This is a genomic window from Sphingobacterium sp. JUb20, assembly GCF_004342035.1.
GTDB classification, from domain to species: Bacteria; Bacteroidota; Bacteroidia; order Sphingobacteriales; family Sphingobacteriaceae; genus Sphingobacterium; species Sphingobacterium anhuiense.
Map to the genome: position 1 here is coordinate 236,759 of NZ_SLYV01000010.1, position 23,736 is coordinate 260,494.

The window sequence follows — 23,736 nt, forward strand, 5'->3', positions numbered from 1 at the left end:
TGAACAAGATAATAATTTAACACTAAGTCGGTTATTCCAAAATTTCCAATTGCCAATAAATCTGTTCTTCCGTAACAAAATAAGCCTTATCGTTTCTTATTTGATCGTAAACAGCATCAAACAACAGCATATAATTACCTTTTAAAGCTTTTAATCGTTCTGAGACCATATTACCCTGCTCTAAGTAAGTAAGCAATCCTTCGGCATGTTCATTCTCTTCTCCATAATGCTCATCAATAGGACTAATACCATCAATCAGTTGATTCTCTTGCACGTCCGTACGATCCTTAACAAAGGTTCCTTGTGTACCATGGAGCAGAAAGCTATACTGTGATTCTAAGACCAACATACTGACCGTGATAAATACGGTAAGACCATGATCAAAAGTCAATAGAAGTGTAGCAAAATCATCAACCTCAGAATCTTTACGATGTATAGATGTTCTTTTGACAGCAGTTAATGGCTTGCCAAATAAAGAGATCACCTGGTCCAGTAAGTGAGATCCCAGATCAAACAAAATTCCTGCGGCAGGACGCTTAGTTTCTTTAAAGACCTTTTGTCCAATCTCAGCACGATAACGATCAAATCGTAAATGAAGTTCAACAGGTTCACCAACTTTACCACATTCCAAAACAGATTTTAGCGAATTAAAATCCGAATCAAATCTTCTGTTATGATAAGGTAATACAAACTTTCCAACCTTTCGTCCCAAATCAAATAATTCCTTTGCTTCTAATACCGTAGGCGCAAAAGGCTTTTCAATCAGAACATGTTTTCCTGCCAGCAAAGCTTGCTTAGCTAAAGAAACATGGGTATCGTTTGGTGTATTGATAATGACAAGTTCAATTGCATCATCTGCGAGAAGCTCCTCAACACTATCATAACTGATAATCGAAGGATAATCTAATTGTGCTTTTTTAGTTGATCGCTCTACAACTGCCCGCAATTCAAAGCGATCATTATTGGCTATAAATGGCGTATGGAATACCCTTCCGGACATTCCATACGACAAAACACCTGTAATTATTTTATTTACAGTCATTAAAATAAGATTTTATTTAGTGATGTGCATGCTCATCTACTTTACCACCAGCAAGTTTATAAACCTCTTGAAGTTTTTCTAAGCTCTCATGTGAAAAGTGATTAACAGCAGCATTTGTATTGTGAGACTCTTTCGTCAATTTTTTATTTACTTCAGCTTGAATCTCAGCAACAAGATGAGTATAAGCTTTATCATTAAATGCTGCAGTACTGTCCGCACCTAAAGCAACCGGAGCTTGAAAAGCAGGAACACCTCTCATCGCATCATTAACATGAAGGCTCAATGCTAATGAATCCAACTGCGGAAGAATAGTACTATACGACTCTTGAATTTTTGCAGATAAAGCTTTCGTCTCTGCAGAAGTAGATTTTGACTCAGCAAATTTCGCCAAATTCATCAAATAGTTCCCTTGCTCACCCACAAACTTAAACATGGCATAAGCATCACCATCAGCCAAAGAAGCACGCGAATTTTTATATTGGTTATCCAAACCTGTTTGGTAGTTACAAGAAGCTAATAAAGAACTTCCACAAACTGCTACCGCTACAAATAACTTATTAAATTTCATATCAATTATATTAACAGCACAAAAATAATAAAATAAACGGGGTTCAAAACTCTAATTAAAAAAGAGTTGAACTTTATGCCACATTTCTACCGGCATTAACAACCCCATAAATTGTTCTGGCAATTAATTTAGCATAAGCTTCTCGCTTCTTTTCATCCAATTTACCCTCATTGATTACCTTGATAGCATAGTGTTGAATAATTAATAATGGCAACACAATATTCTCACGTGCCAATATGGATTCACGATCAATAGGGTAATTTTCCATTAATTTCGATGTATTGCTCAATTTTAACAAATACTCTTTGGTAATTAAAAACTCGGCATGCAACATCTTCCAAAACTCGCCATATTTCTCATCATATTGCATATAAGAAGTAATATCAAAGTTCGATTTGGTCATGGACATCATACAGTTATCAATTAAAGTCTGAAAGAAACCAGAAGATAAATATAACTGTTGAACATCTTTCCAAAGATTATTTTGTTCCGCCCATTTCAATGCTGTACCGACACCATAAAAACCGGGTATATTTTGTTTCAATTGACTCCAGGCAGTTACGAAACTGATAGCACGAAGGTCTTTAAGCTTCAGCTCCTTATCCGAATTTCTTTTAACTGGACGACTACTGATATTGATAGAGGAAAGCGCTTTTAAAGGTGATAAATTTTCTAAATAGCTTAAGAATAAAGGATTCTTACGTAAATCCATAAACTTATTATAGCTGAGATCTGCCAATTTATCCACAATACCTTTCTGATGCGGCGTTAAAGTATCACCCGACCTTTGTTTAAGATCTGAAATAATCCCAGCATGAAGTAATTGTTCGATATTAAATCGTGCTGTATCTAGAGAACCGTATTGACTACTTATAGTTTGTCCCTGAATAGTTAATTGAATATGATCATTAGCAATTTCTTCCCCCATTGATGCATAGAAACGTTGCGTTTTACCCCCACCTCTCGCAGGCGGACCACCACGACCATCAAAAAATACGAGATCCACATCATATTCTCGAGCAATAGCGGTTAATTCAATTTTAGCACTATAAATAGACCAGTTAGCCATCAAATAACCACCATCTTTAGTACTGTCAGAATAACCAAGCATAATTGTTTGCTTATTTCCTCTCAATTTAAGATGCTTGGCATACTCCTTATTCGTATAAAGTGATTTCATCACATCAGCAGCACGCGTCAAATCATCAACAGTTTCAAATAGAGGTACAAAATCAATAGTTAAAGTATCTTTCTTCCAGCCAGACCAGAGAAATAACTGTCGTAATCCCAAAATATCGCTCGCTTGCTGACAATTACTGATGATAAATCGCTGTGCAGCACGCTCAGATCCTGATTTTTGAATATCTTTCAGTAAACGAATAACTTGTAAAGTATCAACTTCCAATGCGGTAGCCTCTTCATCAAACGCTAGATCTAACTCTTTAAAATCAATAGCAGTCTGTTTATCTACTTCAGATAACGATGAGAAATCAGCTGAAATACCAGTTTCTTCCGGATATTTCTTAATGATATATTCAAAAGTTTGAGTCAGAATACTACTGTCCTGACGAATATCAAGCGTGGTAAAGAAACAACCGAAGGTCATTACTTTGCGTAACAAATCGTCAACAATCTCAACAAAAAGATTATTATGGTCCTCTTTAAGCACAACTTGAATAGCTTTTAGATTTTCAACAATCTGTGCTGTTTCATCAACAGGATTCTCAACAGGGTTAAAACTATTTTCATAAAACAGTTCCTGCAGATTATCCATATATTTTTCAACCCCTCTAAATGTAATGCGACGTTTTACAACTCTAAAATCCCTATAATAACAGCGAAATAAGATTGTCCTTAAAAGTGTCGCTACCTTTTTAGTACTTTCAGCACTTACATTAGGGTTACCGTCACGATCTCCCCCCGGCCAGAAACCCAGTTCAATCAATTGCCTAACCTCTTCCGTCTCTATACCTAGCTCATCATCAATATATGTTTGGATTTCAGAAGCAACTTTGTAAAAAACATTTTCCAAAAACCAAGCTAAACTAATAGCTTCATCAACTGGAGTTGGCTTATTGTTATTAATAAATGGTGTTTTACCTAACTGTTGCAATAATAAATGAATATTGTGAATATCATTCTCCTTAATCGCTCCAATTAAATCATTGATAATCGATAGAACAGTCCCAGGATAAAACTGAGTTGGATGAGCCGTTAACACAAGACGAACCGAAAAATCTTTCAATTTACCAACTATCTTACGCTTTAATTCCGGATTTATTTCAGAAGATTTAATTAAAGACCCAAGCTGTGAAGATTGATCAGTCTTGCCGATCGCTTTAAATGAAGAATCTTCAATAGCATCAAAAAGAACCACCTGTCTTTCTATATATTGCACAAATCGAAATAATAGATCGACCTGAGTTTGTTCATCCGAATAAAGCTCATGCTGCACAAAGAAAGAATTGATAATTTCCTCTGGAGTTTGATGTTTCTCAACACCCTTCTCACAATGTTGGGCAAAAAAAGGTAACAAGGTACCAGTATCCTTCACTTGCTGGAAGGGCAGTGTTAAAAATAGACTTTTAAAAAGTTCAAATCGCGTCAAAACTTCGTTTTGAAAAACGGCTTCTTTTGTACTCAATTTCATATTATAGAAAAAACAAATTGTCGTTAATGGAGAATGTTTGAATAAGATCAAACATTCAAATATATAAAATTAATATTCAAATAATCATTTAAATGAAAAATAGATAATAATAACATTGTAATATTACAATATTATTAAGAACAAAAACCTTTTGCCATTTGTTATATTATTTTAAATCATTAAACAAAGAGCGAAATGGGAAAACTATATACAGCAGAAGTTACCGCAACAGGCGGACGTAATGGCGAAGTGAAATCTTCAGATGGAATAATTGATTTGATCGTTAAAAAACCAACAGCAATGGGAGGTGAAGGTAATGCCACCAACCCTGAGCAATTATTTGCGGCAGCATGGAGTTCATGCTTTTTAGGTGCCGTAGCTGCAGTAGGAGAAAAAGATCATGTCGACATGAAAGATGCTACCGTAACCGTTAGAGCTTCATTTAATGAAGAAAACAATGCATTCTTTATCTCAGCTGAAATTGATTTGCACATTCCCACATTAAGTGCATCAGAATCTCAAAAGCTTGCCGAAAAAGCACATCGTGTATGCCCTTATTCTAAGGCGACCAAAGGAAATATAGAAACCAAAATAACTGGAATTTAGATTCTTGTATTTAAATATTAACAGGCTATGCTTTTACAATAAAAAGCATAGCTTTTCCTATTCAATCTTGTATATTTGTTTGTATTCGATATTATGAAGCAGACACAAGAGATAAAGAGTTTTTTTTATAGCCAATATTTCGCAGATGGTATTAGGATAACCATTGGGTGCATAGTTCCTGTCATTATTTTTGCTGCCATGGGTCAATTCATAAATGGTACTTATGTGTCATTAGGAGCCTTATTGGTCGGATTATCAGACACGCCCGGTGCCCCTTCCCATCGCCGTACCGGAATGTATTTTGCAGGTATATTAACCATCATTACCTTTATACTTACTGTTTCCGTAAACGCTAATATCTATTTATTGACCATACTCATTGCGGCATTATGTTTTATCTTCGCAATGTTTGCAGTTTTCAATGCCCGAGCTGCGAATGTAGGATTAATGTGTATGCTAATGATGTTGATACATGTCGATACGCCATTTACCCTATTTGGTGCCCTATCATATCTATTTTACTATAGTATCGGATGCCTCTGGTATATCATCATCAGCCTATCCATCACGCAGATTCGTCCATACAGATTAACACAGCAGGAACTCGCAGAATCCATTCGTCATGTTGCCGATTACCTCAGATTAAAGGCTAATTTTTATGATATCAATGTGGATAATGATAAGAATTACCTTAAACTTATCGAAAAACAAGTAGAAGTAAATGATCATCAGGAAAATGTAAGAAACTTACTTTTTCAAAGTAAGCGATCCATAAAAGATACCACCAAAACGGGCCGCTATCTAACCTTTGTCTTCAATGATATCATTGACCTTTTTGAACAAAGTATGGCGACACATTATGACTATAACACCGTCAGTGAAAAATTTGGTCATACCGGTATTTTGAACGAATTCAAACATATCATTTTAAAACTGACGAATGAGCTCGATCACATTGCATATCAACTCAATGCCAACAGAATGCCGAAACCTATGTATAACTTTGATCAAGAGATCAATTTATTACATAAAAAAATTGATACTGTTGAAAAAGAGCTTCAATACAGTACGATTGCCTTAAGGAAGATTTTAATCAATGTCCGAGATATCATCAGACATATCAATGATATCTACAGCTATTCCCATTTAAAATCTACAGAAGTTAATAAAATGGAAATTGACGAAGCAAAAAAATTTATAGAACCTTCGATCATTGATTTTAAAAAAATAAGAGAAAATTTAACCCTAGAATCCACTTATTTTAGACACGCATTACGCATGGCTATTGTCATGTCTGTTTCTTATTTTGTAGCCAAATCATTTCATATAACTGAAAATATCTTTTGGATACTGTTGACGATTATGGTGATTTTAAAACCTGGTTTTGGCTTAACAAAATCAAGAAATATACAGCGTCTCATGGGAACCGTAATCGGCGGTCTTATTGGCGCTCTTATTTTATTCGTAGTTCACGACGAAACGATTCGCTTTGTTTTGCTTATTTTTTTCTTCCTAAGTGCATACAGTCTTTTTCGGGTCAATTATATCGTTGCTGTTATTTTTATGACGCCCTATGTACTCATTATGCTAAGTTTTGTAAGTACAAATACCATGGAGGTAACAAAAGAGCGTATTTTAGATACTTTCATAGGAGGTATGATAGCATTTTTGTCCAGTTATGTCATTTTCCCAAATTGGGAAGCAACGCAGGTCAAATTCTCCATGCAAAAACTACTTATCGCAAGCTATCACTATATAGCACTAACTTTAAAAGAAATCGCAGGAAATGAGCCCACTATTACAGAATACAAACTGGTAAGGAAAAAACTTTACGTTGAAACAGCCAATATGGGATCAACCTTTCAACGCATGTTAACGGAACCAAAAAATAAACAGAAATACACAAAAGATGTAAACAAGTTTGTTATTTTTAACCATGTTTTAGCCTCATTTGCAGTAACCCTGCATAATCAGGTTACATCCTCAAGAGTCAACCACACAATAACAAAAGAACATATTAAATTGATCCGTAAAATATTAAGTTCCTTAGAAACGGCTATCAAAGCATTGGCCAACCCCAATGAAGAAAATCAATTTATACCTGTAGATTTTCAAATACCAGAAAATCAAATATCAGTTGATGAAACGGCCGATGAAAACAGTACTTTAATGACCGAACAACTTCAATTTATTACTAAAATTGTTGCAGACATAGCTAAATTGGTACAGCAATTAAAAGAAAAAACAAGCGCTGAGATCGACCCCATGTTAAACAATAAAATGCATTAATTTTCATACAACAAGCAACTATGCACGATAATTATTACGATATCATCATTGTAGGCGGAGGACCAATTGGACTGGCCTGTGCTTTAGAAGCATCTTTAAATAACAAGACATACCTGATCCTGGAGAAAGGATGTTTGGTGAACTCGTTATATAATTATCCGCAGAATATGACTTTCTTTTCCTCTTCCGACCGCTTAGAAATTGGCGACATCCCATTTGTAACCACCTTACCTAAACCAAAAAGAGCAGAAGCATTAGAATATTATCGCCGCATCCAGCAGAAATTTAAGCTCAATACCCGACTATTCGAAGAAGTAACTGAAATAACAAAAGATCACCATCTTTTCAAAATCAATACGATAAAAAATACCTACAGTTCGAAAAATGTCATCATTGCTACCGGGTTTTACGACATCCCCACGCTACTTAATATTCCAGGTGAGGAATTAGAAAAAGTAAAACATTATTATCATGATCCGCACTATTATGCCAATCAAAAAGTAATTGTAGTTGGAGCAAGCAATTCATCAATTGATGCCGCACTTGAGACTTATAGAAAAGGCGCAGACGTGACGCTCGTGATTCGCGGGAAAGAAATTAGTCCAAGAGTAAAATATTGGGTCAAACCAGATATTGAAAACAGAATCGCCTCCGGCGAAATACGTGTACTATATAATAGCAAATTAAAAGAGATCACAGATTCGCACGCGCACGTCCATACCCCAACAGGCGATATCATACTAGAAAATGATTTTGTTTTGGCCCTGACAGGATATCAGCCTAATTTCAACTTTCTTAAAAAAATCGGTATTCATATTCCCTCCGAATCACCCTGTCTTCCTGAACATGATCCTGATAGTATGGAAACAAATATTGATGGGTTGTATCTTGCAGGAGTGGTCTGCGGAGGTTTAAATACTCATTTATGGTTCATTGAAAATTCACGAATACACGCAAAACAAATTTTAGCAGATATCAAGAAGAAAGAAATGAGAGAATAATTTACTTTCTTAAACCTCTCAAAAATATTTGCATCATCTTCTTCTGCAAACTTAATATCACATCAAATTCATCCTTGGTCGGAAACAGCATATTCTTCATATCTTTCAATATTCCCATTCTCATTCCAAACAAAGAATATAATAAAATGCGGGCAGTCTCTTCAACATCCTCTACCTCGATTTTATCAGTTTCAACACCTATTTCTAATATTTCAGCAAAAAGATCAACCTCCCTTACATAAGATTCTTTGAAAACGCGTTCCAGTTCTTCAGGAAGTTCTTTGACCATATTGATCGTATATTCAAAAAGATTATAATATTGATTAATTAGTTCAACTCTTTTATCGATGGTATACATCATGATTTCTTCAAAATCATCACAGGTGTTGATCTTCTCTCTAATATCCTGCACCATCTTATCAATCACATACTCGAATACAGCAGAATAAAGACTATTCTTATCTGGAAAATAATAATAAAGAAGTGCTTTTGAAAAGTTCAGATCAGTTGCAATTTCGGACATGGTTGTTTTGGCCATACCAAAATGAGCAAATCTACGCGTTGCTGCCTCTAAAATCCTTGTCCTCTTTAAATCTGCATTTGCCATCAATTCAAAAATTAATTACACATAATAACTGCTTTGTACTATCTTTACTAACTATTATATAAAGATAATTTATTTTTTTGAATTTTTGAAAAAACTAGTCAACAATGGGTATAAATATACAGTCAGATATCTCTTTAAAAAAATATAACACATTCGGCATTACTGAAGTTGCTTCACATTTCATTGAAATAACAGAACCCACTCAGTTATTAAGCGCTTATGAAGCCGGAATATTTGAAAAAGATTTCTTGACATTGGGAAGTGGAAGCAATATTTTATTTACCCAACCATACGCAGGTTATATCATTAAAATCAACATTAAGGGGATTACAGCAAAACCGCATCAGAACGACATTTTTATCACCGCTGCAGGTGGTGAAATATGGAATGAACTCGTTTGGTTCTGTGTCAATAACAATTATAGTGGTTTAGAAAACATGGCTCTAATTCCTGGAACAGTGGGCGCTTCTCCAGTTCAAAACATAGGCGCATACGGCACCGAGCTTATGGACATTTTTTACAGTTGTATTGCTTTCGACACATTAGAAGGAGTGTTTAGAATATTCTATAATGAAGATTGCAAATTTTCTTACCGGGATAGTATTTTCAAATCAGAACAAAAAGGACGATATATAATTACAGAGGTTACTTACAAAGTTAATTCTTCTCCATCAATAAATACCTCTTATGGAGCCATAAGTGCCGAACTAAAAAAAAGAAATATAAGTGATCCTACCATAAAAGATATTGCGGAAGTGGTATCCTTTATTCGAGTTGAAAAATTACCTGATCCAAGTACGGTAGGCAATGCCGGAAGCTTTTTTAAAAACCCGATTATTTCATTAAATAAATATCAGGGATTAAAAGAACTCTATCCAGATATAGTCAGTTACAACATGCCCGATGGTGGTGTAAAGTTAGCTGCAGGCTGGTTAATAGAGCAATGCGGATGGAAAGGGAAAGTGATCGGCCAGGCAGGTGTATGGAAAAATCAAGCACTTGTACTAATAAATGTACAATCTGCAAGCGGAACTGAAATTTTTGAATTATCGTCTAAAATAATAAACGATGTTGATCAAAAATTCAATGTAAAGTTAGAACGTGAAGTAAATATTTTTTGATTTTTAATAAAAAAATATTTTAAAAATAGCTTTATAAAAATGGTCATTTAAAGCTTCTGGCTAGGCGTTTTACACAAAATAACATTTCTATAGACGAAACTTCCTGTTAAATATTTATTAAATTTATATCAATTCTCAATAATTAGCATACTATTTGCGATTAGTCTACTGAACCGTATTAAAATCGCTGAGGAATCAACATTTCAATTTCTCACTCAGTGTTTTGTAAACCATTCATTTTAAAGTGAATAAAAATTCAGTGATATGACTAAGTATGAATTCAACTCGTTAGTGGTAGAGCAGTCAGACTCTCTAAAACACTATGCAAAGAAGTTTACAAATGATAACGAAGATGCTAACGATTTAGTGCAGGACACTCTGCTTAAGGCTGTTACATATTTCAACAACTTCAGAGAAGGAACCAATCTTAAAGGATGGTTATATACTATTATGAAAAATACATTCATTAACAATTACCGCAGAATTGTTAAAACGAATTCTTTCATAACAAAAGAAGAAGAAATTTCAAATGCAAACTTGATCTTATCAGCATCAAAAAATCAAGGTGAAAACAAATTTGTCATGGAAGACATCCATGATGCGCTTTCAAAATTATCGGAAGACTACTACGTTCCATTCAGCATGTATTTCGAAGGCTATAAATACCATGAAATTTCAGAATATTTAGCAATCCCAATTGGTACTGTAAAAACCCGGATACATATCGCCCGCAAAGTAATGAAGAAATCATTATCCACATATAAACTTATCGACTAAGTTTTTTATAACTTCGTCCTATGGACAATCATGAGGAGTTAACGGTATATTCTAAATCAAAACTTGCTTTACGAAATGGGCAAGATAAGCCTGAAATATGGGTTGCTTTTCAGGGCATTATATATGATGTTACAGAAAGTCGATTATGGAGGTCCGGAAAACATTACGAACATTGGGCAGGTCAAGACCTAACTGAGGAGCTTTCAGAAGCTCCTCACTCAGATCAAGTATTTAAAAAATTTCCTATAATAGGAAAGATCGGATAATTAGATATCAAATTTAGATAAAGCAACAAAGGCTTTTAATCGAGCTTCAATCTCGTCTTGCGTTAACGTTTGCAAACGCTCCGTACCGAATTTCTCAACACAGAATGATGCTAACGCCGATCCATAGATAACCGCATTTTTCATATTGGTAAAGTTAATCGTTTTTACCTTCGCCAGATATCCTATAAAGCCACCAGCAAATGCATCACCAGCACCTGTTGGATCGAATACTTCTGCCAGTGGTAATGCTGGTGCAGAGAAAATTTGTCCTTCACCAAACAATAATGCACCATGCTCACCTTTTTTAATAATCAAATATTTAGGTCCCATCTCAAGAATAGTTGCGGCAGCTTTCACCAACGAATATTCACCAGATAATTGACGCGCTTCACCATCGTTGATTGTCAAAACATCAACATGCTTCAACACCGCTTTCAAATCATCCATCGCGATATCCATCCAGAAGTTCATGGTATCCAAAACAACCAATTTAGGTTTGTTCTTTAAACGATTTAAAGTAGTCATCTGAATCTGAGGAGTAGCATTGCCTAATAGCAAGAACTCACAATCCTGGTAGCTCTCAGGAATAATCGGATCAAAGTCAGCTAATACATTCAATTCTGTAGTGATTGTATCACGGCTATTCATATCATTATGATACTTACCTGCCCAGAAAAATGATTTTCCACCTTCAATAATCTGAATCCCCTCTACATTTACACCTTTACTCGTAATGATATGTAAGTTATCATCACCAAAATCTTCACCGATTACACCTACTAATTTCACCTGGTCATATAAAAAAGACGCAGAAAGAGCTGCAAAAGTACCTGCTCCGCCAACAATTTTATCTGTTTTACCAAAAGGCGTTTCGATAGCGTCGAATGCTACCGTGCCCATTACTACTAAACTCATAGTATATAAATAAATAACTGTAAACAAAAAAAACCGGCTATAAAGCCGGTTTCACCTAACGCTCCTGAAGCTGGGCTCGAACCAGCGACCCTCTGATTAACAGTCAGATGCTCTAACCAGCTGAGCTATTCAGGAATCTTCATAAGAAAGATGACTATATATCTTTCTCTTTTGATGCCACAAAAATAGCTAAATCCAACGTATTTCCAAATCTTTTTTAAAGATTTTTTACTTTTTTTTCATCTAAATATTCATCATATTTAGATTATCAAATTGTAGCGATTGAAAACAAGGCAATTACATAACTTAACCATCACTATAAATTTCTTACATAACCGATTTTCATGAATAAACCACTTTTAAAAACAATCACATTGCTTTTATTTGCTCCTATGCTGTTCAGTTGTAGTAAAAAAAATCTAGAGGAAGAAAAGCCAAAGGAGAATGTTGTAGAACCAGAACCTGAAAAAAAAGTCAGTCGCGTAGATCGATTAGCTGACTCACTATTCTACTATGCACAGGACATTTATTTCTGGAACGACCAATTACCCACGTATGAAGTATTTAATCCGAGACAATTTAGCAAAGGAAGCGTCGAATTCAATAGCTTGAATAAAGTACTATTCAATATTACTAGATATGGTACAAACCCTGCTACTGGAAAACCCTATGAATACAATGAAATCGATAATAACGATACAAAATACAGTTACATCGACAAAGAAAGCTACGATGGAAGTAAATCATTCATTAAAAAAAATGAATTGTCAAACCTCGATTTAGAAGGAAATGGAGACGATTTAGGTCTGAAGATAGGTCTATACGGGGTCGAGCAGAATTACAAGATCCTAGTTCAATTGACTTATCCTGGATCACCAGCTGCAATTTCGGGATTACAACGTGGAGATATCATCACCGAAATTAATGGAGTTAAGTATGGCACCAATTTCAATCATGAAGTACCCTCCTTAAGCAACGCGCTTTTTGAAAGCCAATCTGCAATTATTAAAGGAAAAACAAGTAGCGGTACCCCATTTGAGATGACCTTGAACAAGATAAAATATCAAACAAAATCAGTCATTAAAGACAGCATATATTTAGATAAAACAAAAAAGGTTGGCTATTTTGTTTTCAATTCCTTCTCCAAACTAAGCCACACCCAAGCCGATTTAACGGCGACCTTTAATAAATTTCAGCACGCCGGTATTACAGATCTCATAATTGATTTGCGCTACAACGGAGGTGGGTATATCAATACTGCCGAATTTCTTGCCAATAAAATAGCTCCAAATTCATTAAATGGGAAAGTTATGTTTACTGAAAACTTCAACAGCACCATGCAAAACAATAAAACAAAATATTTAAAGAACTTGAGCCTTGAAACGACAAACAGTAAGGGCGAGAAAGTTAAGGTCAGATACACCGATTTAGATTACAGTATTTCGGGGAATACATTCAAATTCAACCCTACAGGTAATATAAATATCAATACCCTTGTATTTATTGTAACAGAAAATACAGCCTCAGCAAGTGAGTTATTGATCAATATATTTAAACCACATCTAAACGTAAAAATCGTGGGAGCAAAAACCTATGGAAAACCAATTGGTTTTTTCCCCTTGACAATCGGCGGTTATGATGTCTATTTCAGTATGTTTGAATCACGAAATGCATCAAATGAAAGCGATTATTATAACGGTATATCCGTTAACAAATCAAGTAACGATGACGCCTACTACCCTTTCGGCAATTTAAATGAACAATCGTTTAAAGCCGCATATGATTACATAGTAACAGGAAACTTTTCGAATAGTACATCTATGCTCTCCGGTAAAGCATCGGGTTCAAACCAACTTCAAAAATTAAAAGCGCTCTCTCCTCCTCAATTTAAAGGAATGATTGAAAACAGAATCAAATCACACTAAACGCAAAAAGCCTTTCCAAACTGGAAAGGCTTTCATTTGCTCCTGAAGCTGGGCTCGAACCAGCGACCCTCTGATTAACAGTCAGATGCTCTAACCAGCTGAGCTATTCAGGAATCATTCAAGAGTATATTACTATAGCTCTTTGGTTATTTAAGAATTTGCATTCTTATCTCTTAAATACATTCAATCTAGACTTTCGATTGAATCACGATTTTACTATCTAAAATCGTTTTGCTCCTGAAGCTGGGCTCGAACCAGCGACCCTCTGATTAACAGTCAGATGCTCTAACCAGCTGAGCTATTCAGGAATCCGGTTAATTTTCCGAAGCGTCATTTCCGTTTCGGTGATGCAATTATCGGAAGATTATTGCAATCTTACAAATCTTTTAAAAACATTTTTTGCAACTCCCTCGCTTCCAACAAGAATAATTTTCATCTCATTTAGATCAAAACACCCTTCAAGAGTAAAACAGCAAATGTGAAGTAAATTAATAGGCCGGTCACATCAACCAAAGTCGATACAAATGGAGCTGAAGAGCTAGCAGGATCAGCACCAAGCTTTCTTAAAATAAAAGGAAGCATAGATCCCATTAAGGATCCCCACAGCACTACTCCTACTAAAGAAAAGCCAACCACAAGCCCCACTAAAACCCAATGTTCACCATAAGCATCAGAAAACCCCTGAAAAGTCATAATTCTGATGAAACCTAAAATACCTAATATTAAACCAAGCAGAAAACCAGAAACGATCTCCCTCTTCATAACACGCCACCAGTCCCCTATCGTAATCTCTCCCAATGCCATGGCTTGAATGATCAAGGTAGATGCTTGTGAGCCACTGTTACCACCGCTCGATATGATCAGTGGCATCAATGCGAAGAGCATGATAGCACTCGCCAATTGATGTTCAAAATGCTCAATGACTGTCGCAGTTAACAGTTGACCGAAAAATAAGACCACTAACCACCCAGAACGTTTTTTAACTAAATTAACGATCGACACATCCAGATATGGTTCATCTAAAGCTTCAGTTCCCCCAAATCGTTGCATATCCTCCGTATACTCTTCATTTGCCACCCAAAGAATATCATCGATCGTAACAATACCTAACATTATTCCCTGCTCATCAACAACAGGTAAAGCAACTCGATTATTCATCCGGAAAATATTCACAGCCTCTTCTTGTGGGTCATTCGCATGTAGAGAAATAAGCCTATTGTCAATAAGATCACCAACAACAACATTTGGATCTGCCATTAATACATCTTTAATACGAATATCGTCTATTAATTTACCTGCGGCATCAATGACATATAAGACATCAATTGTTTCCGAATTTTTACCATAACGGCGAATATGCTCAAGAATTCGGATGATATTCCAATGTGGTTTTACAGTGATATAGTCTGGGGTCATCAGACGCCCCACACTATCTTCAGGATAACCTAATAAAGAAAGAGCTTCTTTACGATCCTGAGGTGGCAGTAAAATAATCAATTGTTTTACGACATCACCATCCTTCAGTTCACTGAAAAATGATGTCCGGTCATCCGGAGGCATTTCATTAATTAATTCACTAATTTTTGCACCTGAAAGCTTCTTAAAAATACGCTCTTGCGTAGGGAAATCTAAAATACGAAATACATTAACCGCACGGTTCAAATTTAATGTTTCGATGAATATGTGGCCATATTCGGGTAGCTCATCGATCAACGCCTCTACATCCGAAATATTTAGCTCATTTAAATATGCTTGTAACCCCTCATTATCCTTCGACTCAATGAACTGTTCGATTTGTTCTACCTGCATTTCCAATTCTTCCATAATTCCCTTTCTTTACTAATATGCTACATCGGTGTATTTAAAATTTTATGCAAAAATCGTCTTTTTAAAAATAATATAAGAATTTATTTATTACCTATTGAAAATAGAAATTTTCAATAGGTAATAGAACAATAAAAAACATATTCTAATGCAGTATTAGATCATAAAATAAAGATCGTGATCATAATCGATACACCTAATCTATAGAAAAATAAATGATAGTGTCTCCAACAATAATTTATAAAAAAAAACAACTTCATGAAAAACAGTTACTTATAAAAAGTTAGATCTATTTTTCTTAAATCCAATTCATAAAATCTCCAAATAAGACAATCTAAATCAAAGAAAACAACAACACTAACTATCAATTCATTACAACATAAAGAACAAGTAACTCAGTAAATTGAAATAAAAAACCTATATTTAATTTGCAAATTATTGAATACATTTAACGAATTACAAAACATAAACACCTAACGATCAAGCTATATAGTTATTCGAAAGTTAAAAAAACAACCATCGATCTAAAATAATTAGCAACAGCAACTTAAGTACATGAAAATCTACCTACTCTCCTTCATACTATCGATTTTAACATTTCATAAAGGTATTTGCCAAATCTTTGAAGACAGTCAGGCACCTCCATCTCAAAAATGGCATCAGATTGACACTAAAGAATTTAAACTGATCTTTCCGGTCGAAATGAAAAAAAAGGCTTCAACGCTTGCCAGTCAAATTACACAGTATTTAAAAACAAATCATAAAGACTTACAAGTAAAACCGCGTAAAATTTCTTTAATTCTTCAAAACACCGAACTTCGTCCTAATGGTTTTGTCCAACTCGCTCCACGCAAATCGGAGCTGTACAGCAGTCCAACCCCTGAGCCAGATAATCAGGAATGGCTCTCCAATCTAGCATTGCACGAACTTAGACACGTTGCTCAATTTGATAAATTGACCGGAAAATTAAAGGCACCGTTCTTAGAACAGCTTGCCCTTGCTATATACGGTCTAACGTTGCCTTCCTGGTATTTTGAAGGTGATGCAGTCTGGGCAGAAACATTTTATTCCAAAGGAGGAAGAGGTCGACTCCCCTCTTTTGAAATGACGCTAAAAGCTAATGAAAGAACTGATAAAAAATATAAATTCGAGAAATATTTATTAGGTTCTTATCGTGATAAAATACCGAGCTATTATACCATTGGTTATTTCATGACCAATTATTTAAAACAAAACGTAAAGGAGAACTTTGAACCCGAACTGTATCAAAACATCAACAAAAATATATTGATGCCCTACAATTTTAGTCGGTCGCTAAAAAAAACAACTGGATTTAATAATACGAGTCTATTTGCACATACGATGGATGATCTGAATATTAAATGGAAAAAAGAAGAACATGAAAGACCAACGATATCCTACCCGATAATTGAACCAACATCCAGTAAAAACTACCAGGATTGGTTATTGCCTAAAAACAATCACGACAATAGCACCCTATCTATTTTACAGACCCCAGAAAAAACAGCTGAAATCGTTAAAATAGATAACAACAATAAAATAGAATCATTGTTAAAATTGGGAAATCAGATCGTCCCAAACTATGATTTCAGAAATAATATGATTGTATGGGATGAAGTTAAAAGAGATATCCGATACACCAAAAGATCCTACAATGTAATTAACCTTTACCATTTAGAAACAAAAAAGCGAGAGCAGATTAGTTTTAAAAGTCGCTATTTCTATCCCATACTACACCCATCCAAAGCAGAAATACTGACAATTGAAGTAGATTTAAGTAATCAGACAGCAATTCTATTGCTCGATATTAAAACCAAAAAAATATTAAAAAGAATTCCGATAGCTTCCGATATTTATCTTCAACAGCCTTCATTTAATGAAGAGGGCTCAAAAATAGTAGCTATTGCTATTTCAAACAAAGGCACAACCTTAGTAGAAATCGAATTAGAATCCTCCCAAATTACTTTTCTTCAGGACTGGAGCAATGAACAATTTGAAAGACCGCAATACATAAACGATCACCTTTTTCTGTTTAAAGCACAATATTCAGGTATCGATAATTTATATCAATATAATAAACTATCAAAAGCATTAACGAAGCTTACAAATACCACTTTCGGAGCTTTCAACCCCTCTTATGATGTCAATAAAAAAGAAATTCTCTTTAATAATTACCAGTACAATGGATATAAAATATCCAAAATAACATTTAATGACACCGATACAGTTCTTAAGAACTCATATAGCATAAAAACTATTAGTAACAATTTAAAAAACAAAATTGATAGCATCACAGAAAGTGTTTCAGATTACAATGTAAGTCCTTATAAAGGCTTATCTAGAACATTTAATTTTCACAGCCTTTCTCTTAGCAACACCAATTTCGAAAGCTTAGATAACTTCAAACCAGGTGTATTTTGGCTTTCCAACAATATTCTAAATACAACACAATTTGTACTCGGTTACGAATACGATACCGATATTAAAAAATCTATTTACTCTGCAACCTTAAATTACAATAAATATTTTCCCAAATTCACACTTAAATATGAAAACAAAGGACAGATAGGAACAGCAAAAATCAATAGTAAATCTGATAGCACGATCAATTTCGATTGGAGAGAGCATGATATAAGTGGTCAGATCTCCATTCCATTGGCTTACTATAAAAGCAATTATGTCTATAGCTTAGGTTTCAATTTTGCGACATCATACCTTCAACGATACAACACAAGTATTAAAAACCTTAAAAACTTCGACTCAAAGGTATTGTTCCCCTTAACTTATCAAATTTATTGGAATAGAAACGCCATGATGTCAAAAATGGATATCACACCTCGATGGGGACAAAACTTTAGTATGACTTATCGCCACCTTCCATTCGAAGATCAAGAAGGAAATCTTTTCTCCATTCGAAGTGGATTCTATATTCCTGGATTTGTCAGTAATCATGGATTTCAAATTAGATTTGGTTATCAAAAAGCATCAGGCCGTTATCAATACAGCAACGATATACCAACAATTAGCGGCTACGGGTACTATAAGTACGAGAAAATTAAAAACACCTTATTACTAAACTACAGATTCCCGATCAGCTATCCAGATTGGGCAGTTGGAGGCATAACGTACATCAAACGAATTAAGGGAGGGGTATTTGCCGACTATCAAAATATCCATCACCAGTCCGACATGAGTCCAAAAACTTTCGGTCTTTCTGTGTCAGCAGATTTTAATGCTTTCAGATACCCATTACCCAATTTTGAAGCCGCTCTTAAACTCACTTATATCAACGATGTTACCGCTACACAAAGAGTTGTACCAACCGTTAGTTTAAATTATACCTACTAAAATCTTAAAACAGGAAAAGGCATCTAACGATGCCTTTTCCTGTTTTATATTTCAAAGTTATTACTCTTCGATAGCCTTTACTCCAGGTAAAACTTTACCTTCCATATATTCTAACAAAGCACCGCCACCAGTGGATACATAACTTACCTGTTCAGTCATGCCAAATTTAGAAACTGCAGCTGCAGAATCACCACCACCGATCAATGAAAATGCACCTTTTTCAGTTGCATTGACCACCGCATCGGCAACAGCTTTTGTACCTTTAGCAAAGGTATCAAATTCAAAAACGCCCATAGGACCATTCCAAAGAATAGTTTTAGACGATTCAATTATTTTTGCAAACGCTTCTCCAGATTCTTTACCAATATCCAATCCTTCCAATTCCGCAGGGATCTGATCATTTGGTCCATCATAAACAGTTGCATCATTTGAAAATTTATCCGCAATTTGAGCATCAGTCGGTAATACCAGGTTAACGCCTTTTGCCGCTGCTTTCTTAACCAATTCCGTTGCCAAGTCCAACTTATCTAACTCAACTAATGACTTACCGATCTCTCCACCACGAGCTTTAATAAAAGTATAAGCCATACCTCCGCCTATAATCAGGTTATCAACACGATCCAATAAAGCTTCGATTAATTCTAATTTATCAGAAACCTTCGCCCCTCCCATGATAGCAGTAAATGGACGTTCAGCTTTATTCAACACTTTTTCTGCATTACCAATTTCTGCAGCCATTAAATACCCGAAATATTTCGCATCAGGGAAAAATTGAGCAATAACAGCAGTAGAAGCATGAGCACGGTGAGCTGTACCAAAAGCATCATTGACATACACATCACCCAATTTTGATAATTTCTCTGCAAATGCAACATCACCTTTTTCTTCCTCTTTGTAAAAACGAAGATTCTCCAAAAGTAAAACTTGACCTGGTTTCAAATTTTTTGCTTTTTCAACCGCATCTTCACCAATACAATCAGCAGCAAACTGAACATCAACCTTTAACACTCCAGATAAATGTGAAACAATGTGCTTTAGTGAATATTTATCTGTAGGCCCATCTTTTGGTCTACCTAAGTGTGACATCAAGATAACAGATCCACCATCCTTTAATATTTTTTTAATCGTGGGTGTCGCACCTTGAATTCTATTATCATCTGTAATATTAAAATTGTCATCCAAAGGAACATTAAAATCTACACGTATTAGCGCTTTTTTGTCAGCGAAGTTTAAGTTGTCAACTGTTTTCATCTCTATTATTTATTATGAAGTATTTACCCACCTATTCAAATGGACAGCTAAATATAAAAAAAGCCTTTTACTATCCGAATAATAAAAGGCTTTTTTTGATAAAATGAAAAATAATTAATGTATTTCAATCGAATACGGCAATTTCGCCATAATACCAGATTGTCCAGAAACTTTTTTGATCACATCAAAGTAATTATAGAATTCTCCCATTTGCTGTTGTGCCATCCATATTTGAACCTTTTCCTTAGACGAATTTAAAAAAGTTGAAATTGCATCCTCTTTGGCAGGATATTGCTTAACTGCATATTGTCCTATTTTTGCTTTCTTTGCTGCTGCTTTAATAGCATCATCAATACCACCTATACGATCTACCAATCCAATCTCTACAGCCTGTTTACCAGTCCACACACGGCCTTGACCAATAGTATCAACCTGAGCAACCGTTATTTTACGACCATCAGACACACGCTTCATAAACGTTTGATAAACACGATTAACCTCCATCTGGATGATATCGCGTTCTTCAGCAGTTAAAGGACGATCCGGAACCATACCTAAATCAGAGAATTTACCAGTTTTCACCCCATCAAAATGAACACCTATTTTATTATTCAATAAATTCTTAAAATTTGGAATAACCCCAAACACCCCGATTGAACCTGTAATCGTATTATTCTCAGCAAAGATTGAATCTGCTGCCGCCGAAATATAGTAACCGCCCGAAGCCGCATAATCCCCCATAGAAACTATGATCGGTTTTACTTGCTTTGTCAACTCAACCTCTCTCCATATAACATCAGATGCTAAAGCAGAACCTCCAGGAGAATTAACACGGAAAACAACTGCTTTCACATTATCATCTTGTCTTAACAAACGTAGCTCACGTGAAATTTTATCGGATCCAATCTCACCTTTAGTCCCCTCTCCTCCTACAATAGCACCTTCAGCATACAAAACAGCAACCTGATTAGATTCAGAACCACTCGGCATCTTCGATTTATAGTCAATTAGGGATACAACAGAGAGATCATCTTTTGTTGCTACGTTCAATCTTTTCTTTAATTCTAAAATCAGCTCATCTTTATACAATTTAGCATCAGCCAATTTATACCTTACAGCATCATCAGCGTTACGAACCAAATAATTTGTCGCTATACTCCTTAATGAGTCGGCAGACATTTTTCTTGAAGTTGAAATTTCCTGAATAAATGAATCATAGATACTTCCCAAATAAGAATTAACCTGTAAACGGTTCGCCTCACTCATTTGGTTTAAGAAATAAGGTTCAACAGCACTCTTAAAAGTTCCCACTTTTACAACCTGCATATCCACACCAAATTTATCAAAAGCATCTTTCATAAACATGGTGGAGCTTGCCAATCCTTTAAAATCAACAGTTCCTTCTGGATTCACATATACCTTATCTGCAACACTAGCGACATAATAAGCTTTTTGAGAATAACCCTCGTTGTAAGCCACAATAAATTTACCCGATGACTTAAAGTCTACCAAAGCATCTCTAATCTCTTTAAGACTAGCAAATCCAGTAGCAATTGTACTTGCATCCATAAAGATCCCTTTAATCTTACTATCTTCTTTAGCTGTTCTTATTCTCAACAGAATATCATCAAGACCAAGATTTTTCAAATTATAACCAGGAATATCCAAGGAACCAAAAGGATTATCTATGGAACGTTCTGTAATCTCATGATTAAAAGAAAGATACAATATTGAATTATCCTTAACCATAACTTCTTTTTCCGAAGATGCAGAAGTTACTAACGCGCCGATAATACCTAACATTATTATAAATAAAACTACCGATGATATCACAATTCCCGTGACAGTAGCAAGTACATACTTAAAAAATGATTTCATAAAATGAATAATCTAAAGTTCAATTGATTTATTAGTTGCCAATTTAGTACAAATGTTACAAATAAATTTTTAAATCTTTCATTTAATTAACTAAAATTCTATATTTATAAGGTGAAAAGCATCTACATTTTATTAGGAGCAAACCTGGGTGATCGTTTAATGCAATTAAACAGCGCATTAAGCGCTCTGGAGGATTCCTTGGGCAACATTGCAAAAGTTTCAGCTATTGTCGAAACCGAAGCATGGGGGGTAGAAGATCAACCCAGTTTCTTAAACCAAGTAATTGAAGTCAAAACATTTCTTAACCCAATAGAGGCGCTTGAAATCTGTCAAAGTATAGAAAATCAATTAGGGAGAGTTCGTTCAGAAAAATGGGGAGCACGTGTGATCGATATTGACATTTTATATTACGAAAATGAGCACATTAACTTGCCTAACCTCCAAATTCCACATCCCTATATACAGGATCGTAAATTTACACTAATTCCATTAGTCCAGATCGCTCCAGAATATATACACCCGATTTTAAAAAAGAGTAATAAGGAACTCTTAGCAATATGCACAGATCCCTTAGACGTAAACATCTACAAAAAAAATGTATAAACACATAAAACCAGATATTATCAAGCAAAGTATGTTTAATAATGAGGACATGATAAAAGAGTTTATCGCCCTTTACCGAACACAAACTCCTTTAGATTTTGAAAAATTAACAGCAGCAATAACAGCGAAAGACTATCAGGAGATTAATAATGCAGCACACCATATCAAACCTACTATGGAATACATTGGAGCACCACATTTAAAAGAGCAACTGCAGCTCATAGAATCATTAGCAAAAGAAACCGCTGACATTAATCACATTGAATCGGAATGCTCCTTATTAAAAATACAATTCGATGAATTATTTACAGAATTAGAGCAGTATGAAAAATCGATTTAATCTTTATTTCAAACGTTGAAAATGTAACAGTGAAAGCAAGATATAGCTTAATAAAATAATTGGCAATGCCACGAATTGAAAAACAGCAAATAAGACAACCGCTAAAATCACAAAAATAAATTTATATTTATTTTCAGACCAAGCCAATGACGATAGCTTCATAGAGAACAATCTAATCTCACTAACCAATAAAAAACTTGTTAGTGCAGTGCTGATCAAGAGAAAGAAGGGATTTAATATAATATCTGGATATTTTTCAGCAATAAAAGGCAGTGATAAGACATAAAAAGTATTCATAGGTGTATTTAACCCTATAAAATCAGTCGTTTGGCGTTCATCCAGATTAAATTTTGCCAATCGAAGCGCTGAAAACACGGTTACCACAAAACCTAAATAAGCAAACAAGGGTTGCTCAATAAAAACCTCAGACAATAACATATAAAGGATAGCACCTGGCAAGAAACCAAAACTAACCATATCAGCCAGTGAATCTAATTCCTTACCGATATTGGATTTGACATGTAAAAGCCGTGCTACCATACCATCGAAGAAATCAAATATACCAGAAGCCAATACACAATAAGCTGTTGTCATATAATCACCTTTAAGTGCCATTAACACCCCGATACATCCACTAAATAGATTTAAACAGGTTATGGTATTAGGAATATGTTTTTTCATATTTTCAATATAAATAAAAAGCC

General features: G+C 34.9%; 19 protein-coding genes and 3 tRNA genes. 10 read left to right on the forward strand and 12 right to left on the reverse strand.

Annotated elements, in window-relative coordinates; all coding sequences use genetic code 11:
• Positions 1-31 precede the first annotated feature (31 nt).
• The 3 genes from EDF66_RS18030 to EDF66_RS18040 all read right to left on the reverse strand — a co-directional run bounded on the left by EDF66_RS18030 (position 32) and on the right by EDF66_RS18040 (position 4,260).
• Positions 32-1,042: a Gfo/Idh/MocA family oxidoreductase gene (locus EDF66_RS18030; RefSeq protein ID WP_132844077.1), complete on the reverse strand. Its 1,011-nt coding sequence runs from the start codon at positions 1,040-1,042 to the stop codon at positions 32-34.
• Positions 1,043-1,058: 16 nt separating this feature from the next.
• A complete protein-coding gene (locus EDF66_RS18035; RefSeq protein ID WP_132772038.1) occupies positions 1,059-1,610 on the reverse strand; it encodes a hypothetical protein in 552 nt (183 codons plus the stop codon).
• A 73-nt stretch (positions 1,611-1,683) separates the two neighbouring features.
• Complete coding sequence (locus EDF66_RS18040; RefSeq protein ID WP_132772039.1) at positions 1,684-4,260, reverse strand: phosphoenolpyruvate carboxylase; 2,577 nt, start codon at positions 4,258-4,260, stop codon at positions 1,684-1,686.
• A 195-nt stretch (positions 4,261-4,455) separates the two neighbouring features.
• Between EDF66_RS18040 and EDF66_RS18045 the strand changes: the two genes are divergently transcribed.
• The 3 genes from EDF66_RS18045 to EDF66_RS18055 all read left to right on the forward strand — a co-directional run bounded on the left by EDF66_RS18045 (position 4,456) and on the right by EDF66_RS18055 (position 8,156).
• Positions 4,456-4,866 (forward strand): organic hydroperoxide resistance protein, encoded by a 411-nt coding sequence (locus tag EDF66_RS18045; RefSeq protein WP_132772040.1) that lies wholly within the window; start codon positions 4,456-4,458, stop codon positions 4,864-4,866.
• A 93-nt stretch (positions 4,867-4,959) separates the two neighbouring features.
• Positions 4,960-7,155, forward strand: coding sequence for an FUSC family protein (locus tag EDF66_RS18050; protein WP_243656079.1), 2,196 nt, complete (start codon positions 4,960-4,962; stop codon positions 7,153-7,155).
• 20 nt (positions 7,156-7,175) lie between these two features.
• A complete protein-coding gene (locus tag EDF66_RS18055; RefSeq protein ID WP_132844078.1) occupies positions 7,176-8,156 on the forward strand; it encodes a YpdA family putative bacillithiol disulfide reductase in 981 nt (326 codons plus the stop codon).
• A gap of 1 nt (position 8,157) precedes the next feature.
• Here the strand turns inward: EDF66_RS18055 and EDF66_RS18060 are convergent, their stop codons facing one another.
• Complete coding sequence (locus tag EDF66_RS18060) at positions 8,158-8,763, reverse strand: TetR/AcrR family transcriptional regulator (protein ID WP_021191073.1); 606 nt, start codon at positions 8,761-8,763, stop codon at positions 8,158-8,160.
• A 104-nt stretch (positions 8,764-8,867) separates the two neighbouring features.
• Between EDF66_RS18060 and murB the strand changes: the two genes are divergently transcribed.
• From murB to EDF66_RS18075, 3 genes are all read left to right on the forward strand, one after another.
• The gene (gene murB / locus EDF66_RS18065) at positions 8,868-9,884 is read left to right on the forward strand and encodes a UDP-N-acetylmuramate dehydrogenase (RefSeq protein WP_132844079.1); all 1,017 of its coding nucleotides are present in this window, start codon (positions 8,868-8,870) and stop codon (positions 9,882-9,884) included.
• A gap of 264 nt (positions 9,885-10,148) precedes the next feature.
• The gene (locus EDF66_RS18070) at positions 10,149-10,661 is read left to right on the forward strand and encodes an RNA polymerase sigma factor (protein ID WP_021191074.1); all 513 of its coding nucleotides are present in this window, start codon (positions 10,149-10,151) and stop codon (positions 10,659-10,661) included.
• A gap of 20 nt (positions 10,662-10,681) precedes the next feature.
• Complete coding sequence (locus EDF66_RS18075) at positions 10,682-10,927, forward strand: cytochrome b5 domain-containing protein (protein ID WP_021191075.1); 246 nt, start codon at positions 10,682-10,684, stop codon at positions 10,925-10,927.
• Here the strand turns inward: EDF66_RS18075 and EDF66_RS18080 are convergent, their stop codons facing one another.
• Positions 10,928-11,842 carry a PfkB family carbohydrate kinase gene (locus tag EDF66_RS18080; RefSeq protein ID WP_132844081.1) on the reverse strand — a complete coding sequence of 305 codons (915 nt, stop codon included), beginning with the start codon at positions 11,840-11,842 and terminating at the stop codon, positions 10,928-10,930. It abuts the gene before it with no gap.
• Positions 11,843-11,903: 61 nt separating this feature from the next.
• A tRNA-Asn gene (locus tag EDF66_RS18085) sits at positions 11,904-11,977 on the reverse strand.
• A gap of 209 nt (positions 11,978-12,186) precedes the next feature.
• Between EDF66_RS18085 and EDF66_RS18090 the strand changes: the two genes are divergently transcribed.
• Complete coding sequence (locus EDF66_RS18090; protein WP_132844082.1) at positions 12,187-13,767, forward strand: S41 family peptidase; 1,581 nt, start codon at positions 12,187-12,189, stop codon at positions 13,765-13,767.
• 39 nt (positions 13,768-13,806) lie between these two features.
• Here EDF66_RS18090 and EDF66_RS18095 read toward each other — a convergent pair.
• The 3 genes from EDF66_RS18095 to mgtE form a co-directional block, all read right to left on the reverse strand.
• Positions 13,807-13,880 (reverse strand) — tRNA-Asn (locus EDF66_RS18095).
• A gap of 121 nt (positions 13,881-14,001) precedes the next feature.
• Positions 14,002-14,075, reverse strand: a tRNA-Asn gene (locus tag EDF66_RS18100).
• A gap of 133 nt (positions 14,076-14,208) precedes the next feature.
• Positions 14,209-15,591: a magnesium transporter gene (gene mgtE / locus EDF66_RS18105; RefSeq protein ID WP_132772046.1), complete on the reverse strand. Its 1,383-nt coding sequence runs from the start codon at positions 15,589-15,591 to the stop codon at positions 14,209-14,211.
• 555 nt (positions 15,592-16,146) lie between these two features.
• On the opposite strand from mgtE, the gene EDF66_RS18110 reads away from it, so the two are divergent.
• Entirely contained in the window at positions 16,147-18,960 is a 2,814-nt protein-coding gene (locus EDF66_RS18110) for a hypothetical protein (protein ID WP_132844084.1), read from the forward strand.
• A gap of 60 nt (positions 18,961-19,020) precedes the next feature.
• Here the strand turns inward: EDF66_RS18110 and EDF66_RS18115 are convergent, their stop codons facing one another.
• Both EDF66_RS18115 and sppA read right to left on the reverse strand, forming a co-directional pair.
• The gene (locus EDF66_RS18115) at positions 19,021-20,211 is read right to left on the reverse strand and encodes a phosphoglycerate kinase (RefSeq protein ID WP_132772048.1); all 1,191 of its coding nucleotides are present in this window, start codon (positions 20,209-20,211) and stop codon (positions 19,021-19,023) included.
• A 114-nt stretch (positions 20,212-20,325) separates the two neighbouring features.
• Positions 20,326-22,089, reverse strand: a complete 1,764-nt coding sequence (gene sppA, locus EDF66_RS18120; protein ID WP_132844086.1) for a signal peptide peptidase SppA — start codon at positions 22,087-22,089, stop codon at positions 20,326-20,328.
• A gap of 111 nt (positions 22,090-22,200) precedes the next feature.
• On the opposite strand from sppA, the gene folK reads away from it, so the two are divergent.
• Positions 22,201-22,692: a 2-amino-4-hydroxy-6-hydroxymethyldihydropteridine diphosphokinase gene (gene folK, locus EDF66_RS18125; protein WP_132844087.1), complete on the forward strand. Its 492-nt coding sequence runs from the start codon at positions 22,201-22,203 to the stop codon at positions 22,690-22,692.
• A complete protein-coding gene (locus tag EDF66_RS18130; protein WP_237682893.1) occupies positions 22,685-23,032 on the forward strand; it encodes an Hpt domain-containing protein in 348 nt (115 codons plus the stop codon). Before folK ends, EDF66_RS18130 begins: the two co-directional genes overlap by 8 nt.
• A gap of 3 nt (positions 23,033-23,035) precedes the next feature.
• Here the strand turns inward: EDF66_RS18130 and EDF66_RS18135 are convergent, their stop codons facing one another.
• Positions 23,036-23,713, reverse strand: coding sequence for a CDP-alcohol phosphatidyltransferase family protein (locus EDF66_RS18135; RefSeq protein WP_132772051.1), 678 nt, complete (start codon positions 23,711-23,713; stop codon positions 23,036-23,038).
• Positions 23,714-23,736: the final 23 nt, after the last annotated feature.

Bases quoted from the DNA above. Each gene is read 5' to 3' on its own strand.
- EDF66_RS18060 (WP_021191073.1), bottom strand. From the start codon at position 8,763: ATGGCAAATGCAGATTTAAAGAGGACAAGGATTTTAGAGGCAGCAACG.
- murB (WP_132844079.1), top strand. From the start codon at position 8,868: ATGGGTATAAATATACAGTCAGATATCTCTTTAAAAAAATATAACACA.
- EDF66_RS18115 (WP_132772048.1), bottom strand. From the start codon at position 20,211: ATGAAAACAGTTGACAACTTAAACTTCGCTGACAAAAAAGCGCTAATA.
- EDF66_RS18040 (WP_132772039.1), bottom strand. From the start codon at position 4,260: ATGAAATTGAGTACAAAAGAAGCCGTTTTTCAAAACGAAGTTTTGACG.
- EDF66_RS18070 (WP_021191074.1), top strand. From the start codon at position 10,149: ATGACTAAGTATGAATTCAACTCGTTAGTGGTAGAGCAGTCAGACTCT.
- EDF66_RS18055 (WP_132844078.1), top strand. From the start codon at position 7,176: ATGCACGATAATTATTACGATATCATCATTGTAGGCGGAGGACCAATT.
- EDF66_RS18135 (WP_132772051.1), bottom strand. From the start codon at position 23,713: ATGAAAAAACATATTCCTAATACCATAACCTGTTTAAATCTATTTAGT.
- EDF66_RS18110 (WP_132844084.1), top strand. From the start codon at position 16,147: ATGAAAATCTACCTACTCTCCTTCATACTATCGATTTTAACATTTCAT.
- sppA (WP_132844086.1), bottom strand. From the start codon at position 22,089: ATGAAATCATTTTTTAAGTATGTACTTGCTACTGTCACGGGAATTGTG.
- EDF66_RS18035 (WP_132772038.1), bottom strand. From the start codon at position 1,610: ATGAAATTTAATAAGTTATTTGTAGCGGTAGCAGTTTGTGGAAGTTCT.
- mgtE (WP_132772046.1), bottom strand. From the start codon at position 15,591: ATGGAAGAATTGGAAATGCAGGTAGAACAAATCGAACAGTTCATTGAG.
- EDF66_RS18045 (WP_132772040.1), top strand. From the start codon at position 4,456: ATGGGAAAACTATATACAGCAGAAGTTACCGCAACAGGCGGACGTAAT.
- EDF66_RS18030 (WP_132844077.1), bottom strand. From the start codon at position 1,042: ATGACTGTAAATAAAATAATTACAGGTGTTTTGTCGTATGGAATGTCC.
- EDF66_RS18075 (WP_021191075.1), top strand. From the start codon at position 10,682: ATGGACAATCATGAGGAGTTAACGGTATATTCTAAATCAAAACTTGCT.
- EDF66_RS18080 (WP_132844081.1), bottom strand. From the start codon at position 11,842: ATGAGTTTAGTAGTAATGGGCACGGTAGCATTCGACGCTATCGAAACG.
- EDF66_RS18090 (WP_132844082.1), top strand. From the start codon at position 12,187: ATGAATAAACCACTTTTAAAAACAATCACATTGCTTTTATTTGCTCCT.
- EDF66_RS18050 (WP_243656079.1), top strand. From the start codon at position 4,960: ATGAAGCAGACACAAGAGATAAAGAGTTTTTTTTATAGCCAATATTTC.
- EDF66_RS18130 (WP_237682893.1), top strand. From the start codon at position 22,685: ATGTATAAACACATAAAACCAGATATTATCAAGCAAAGTATGTTTAAT.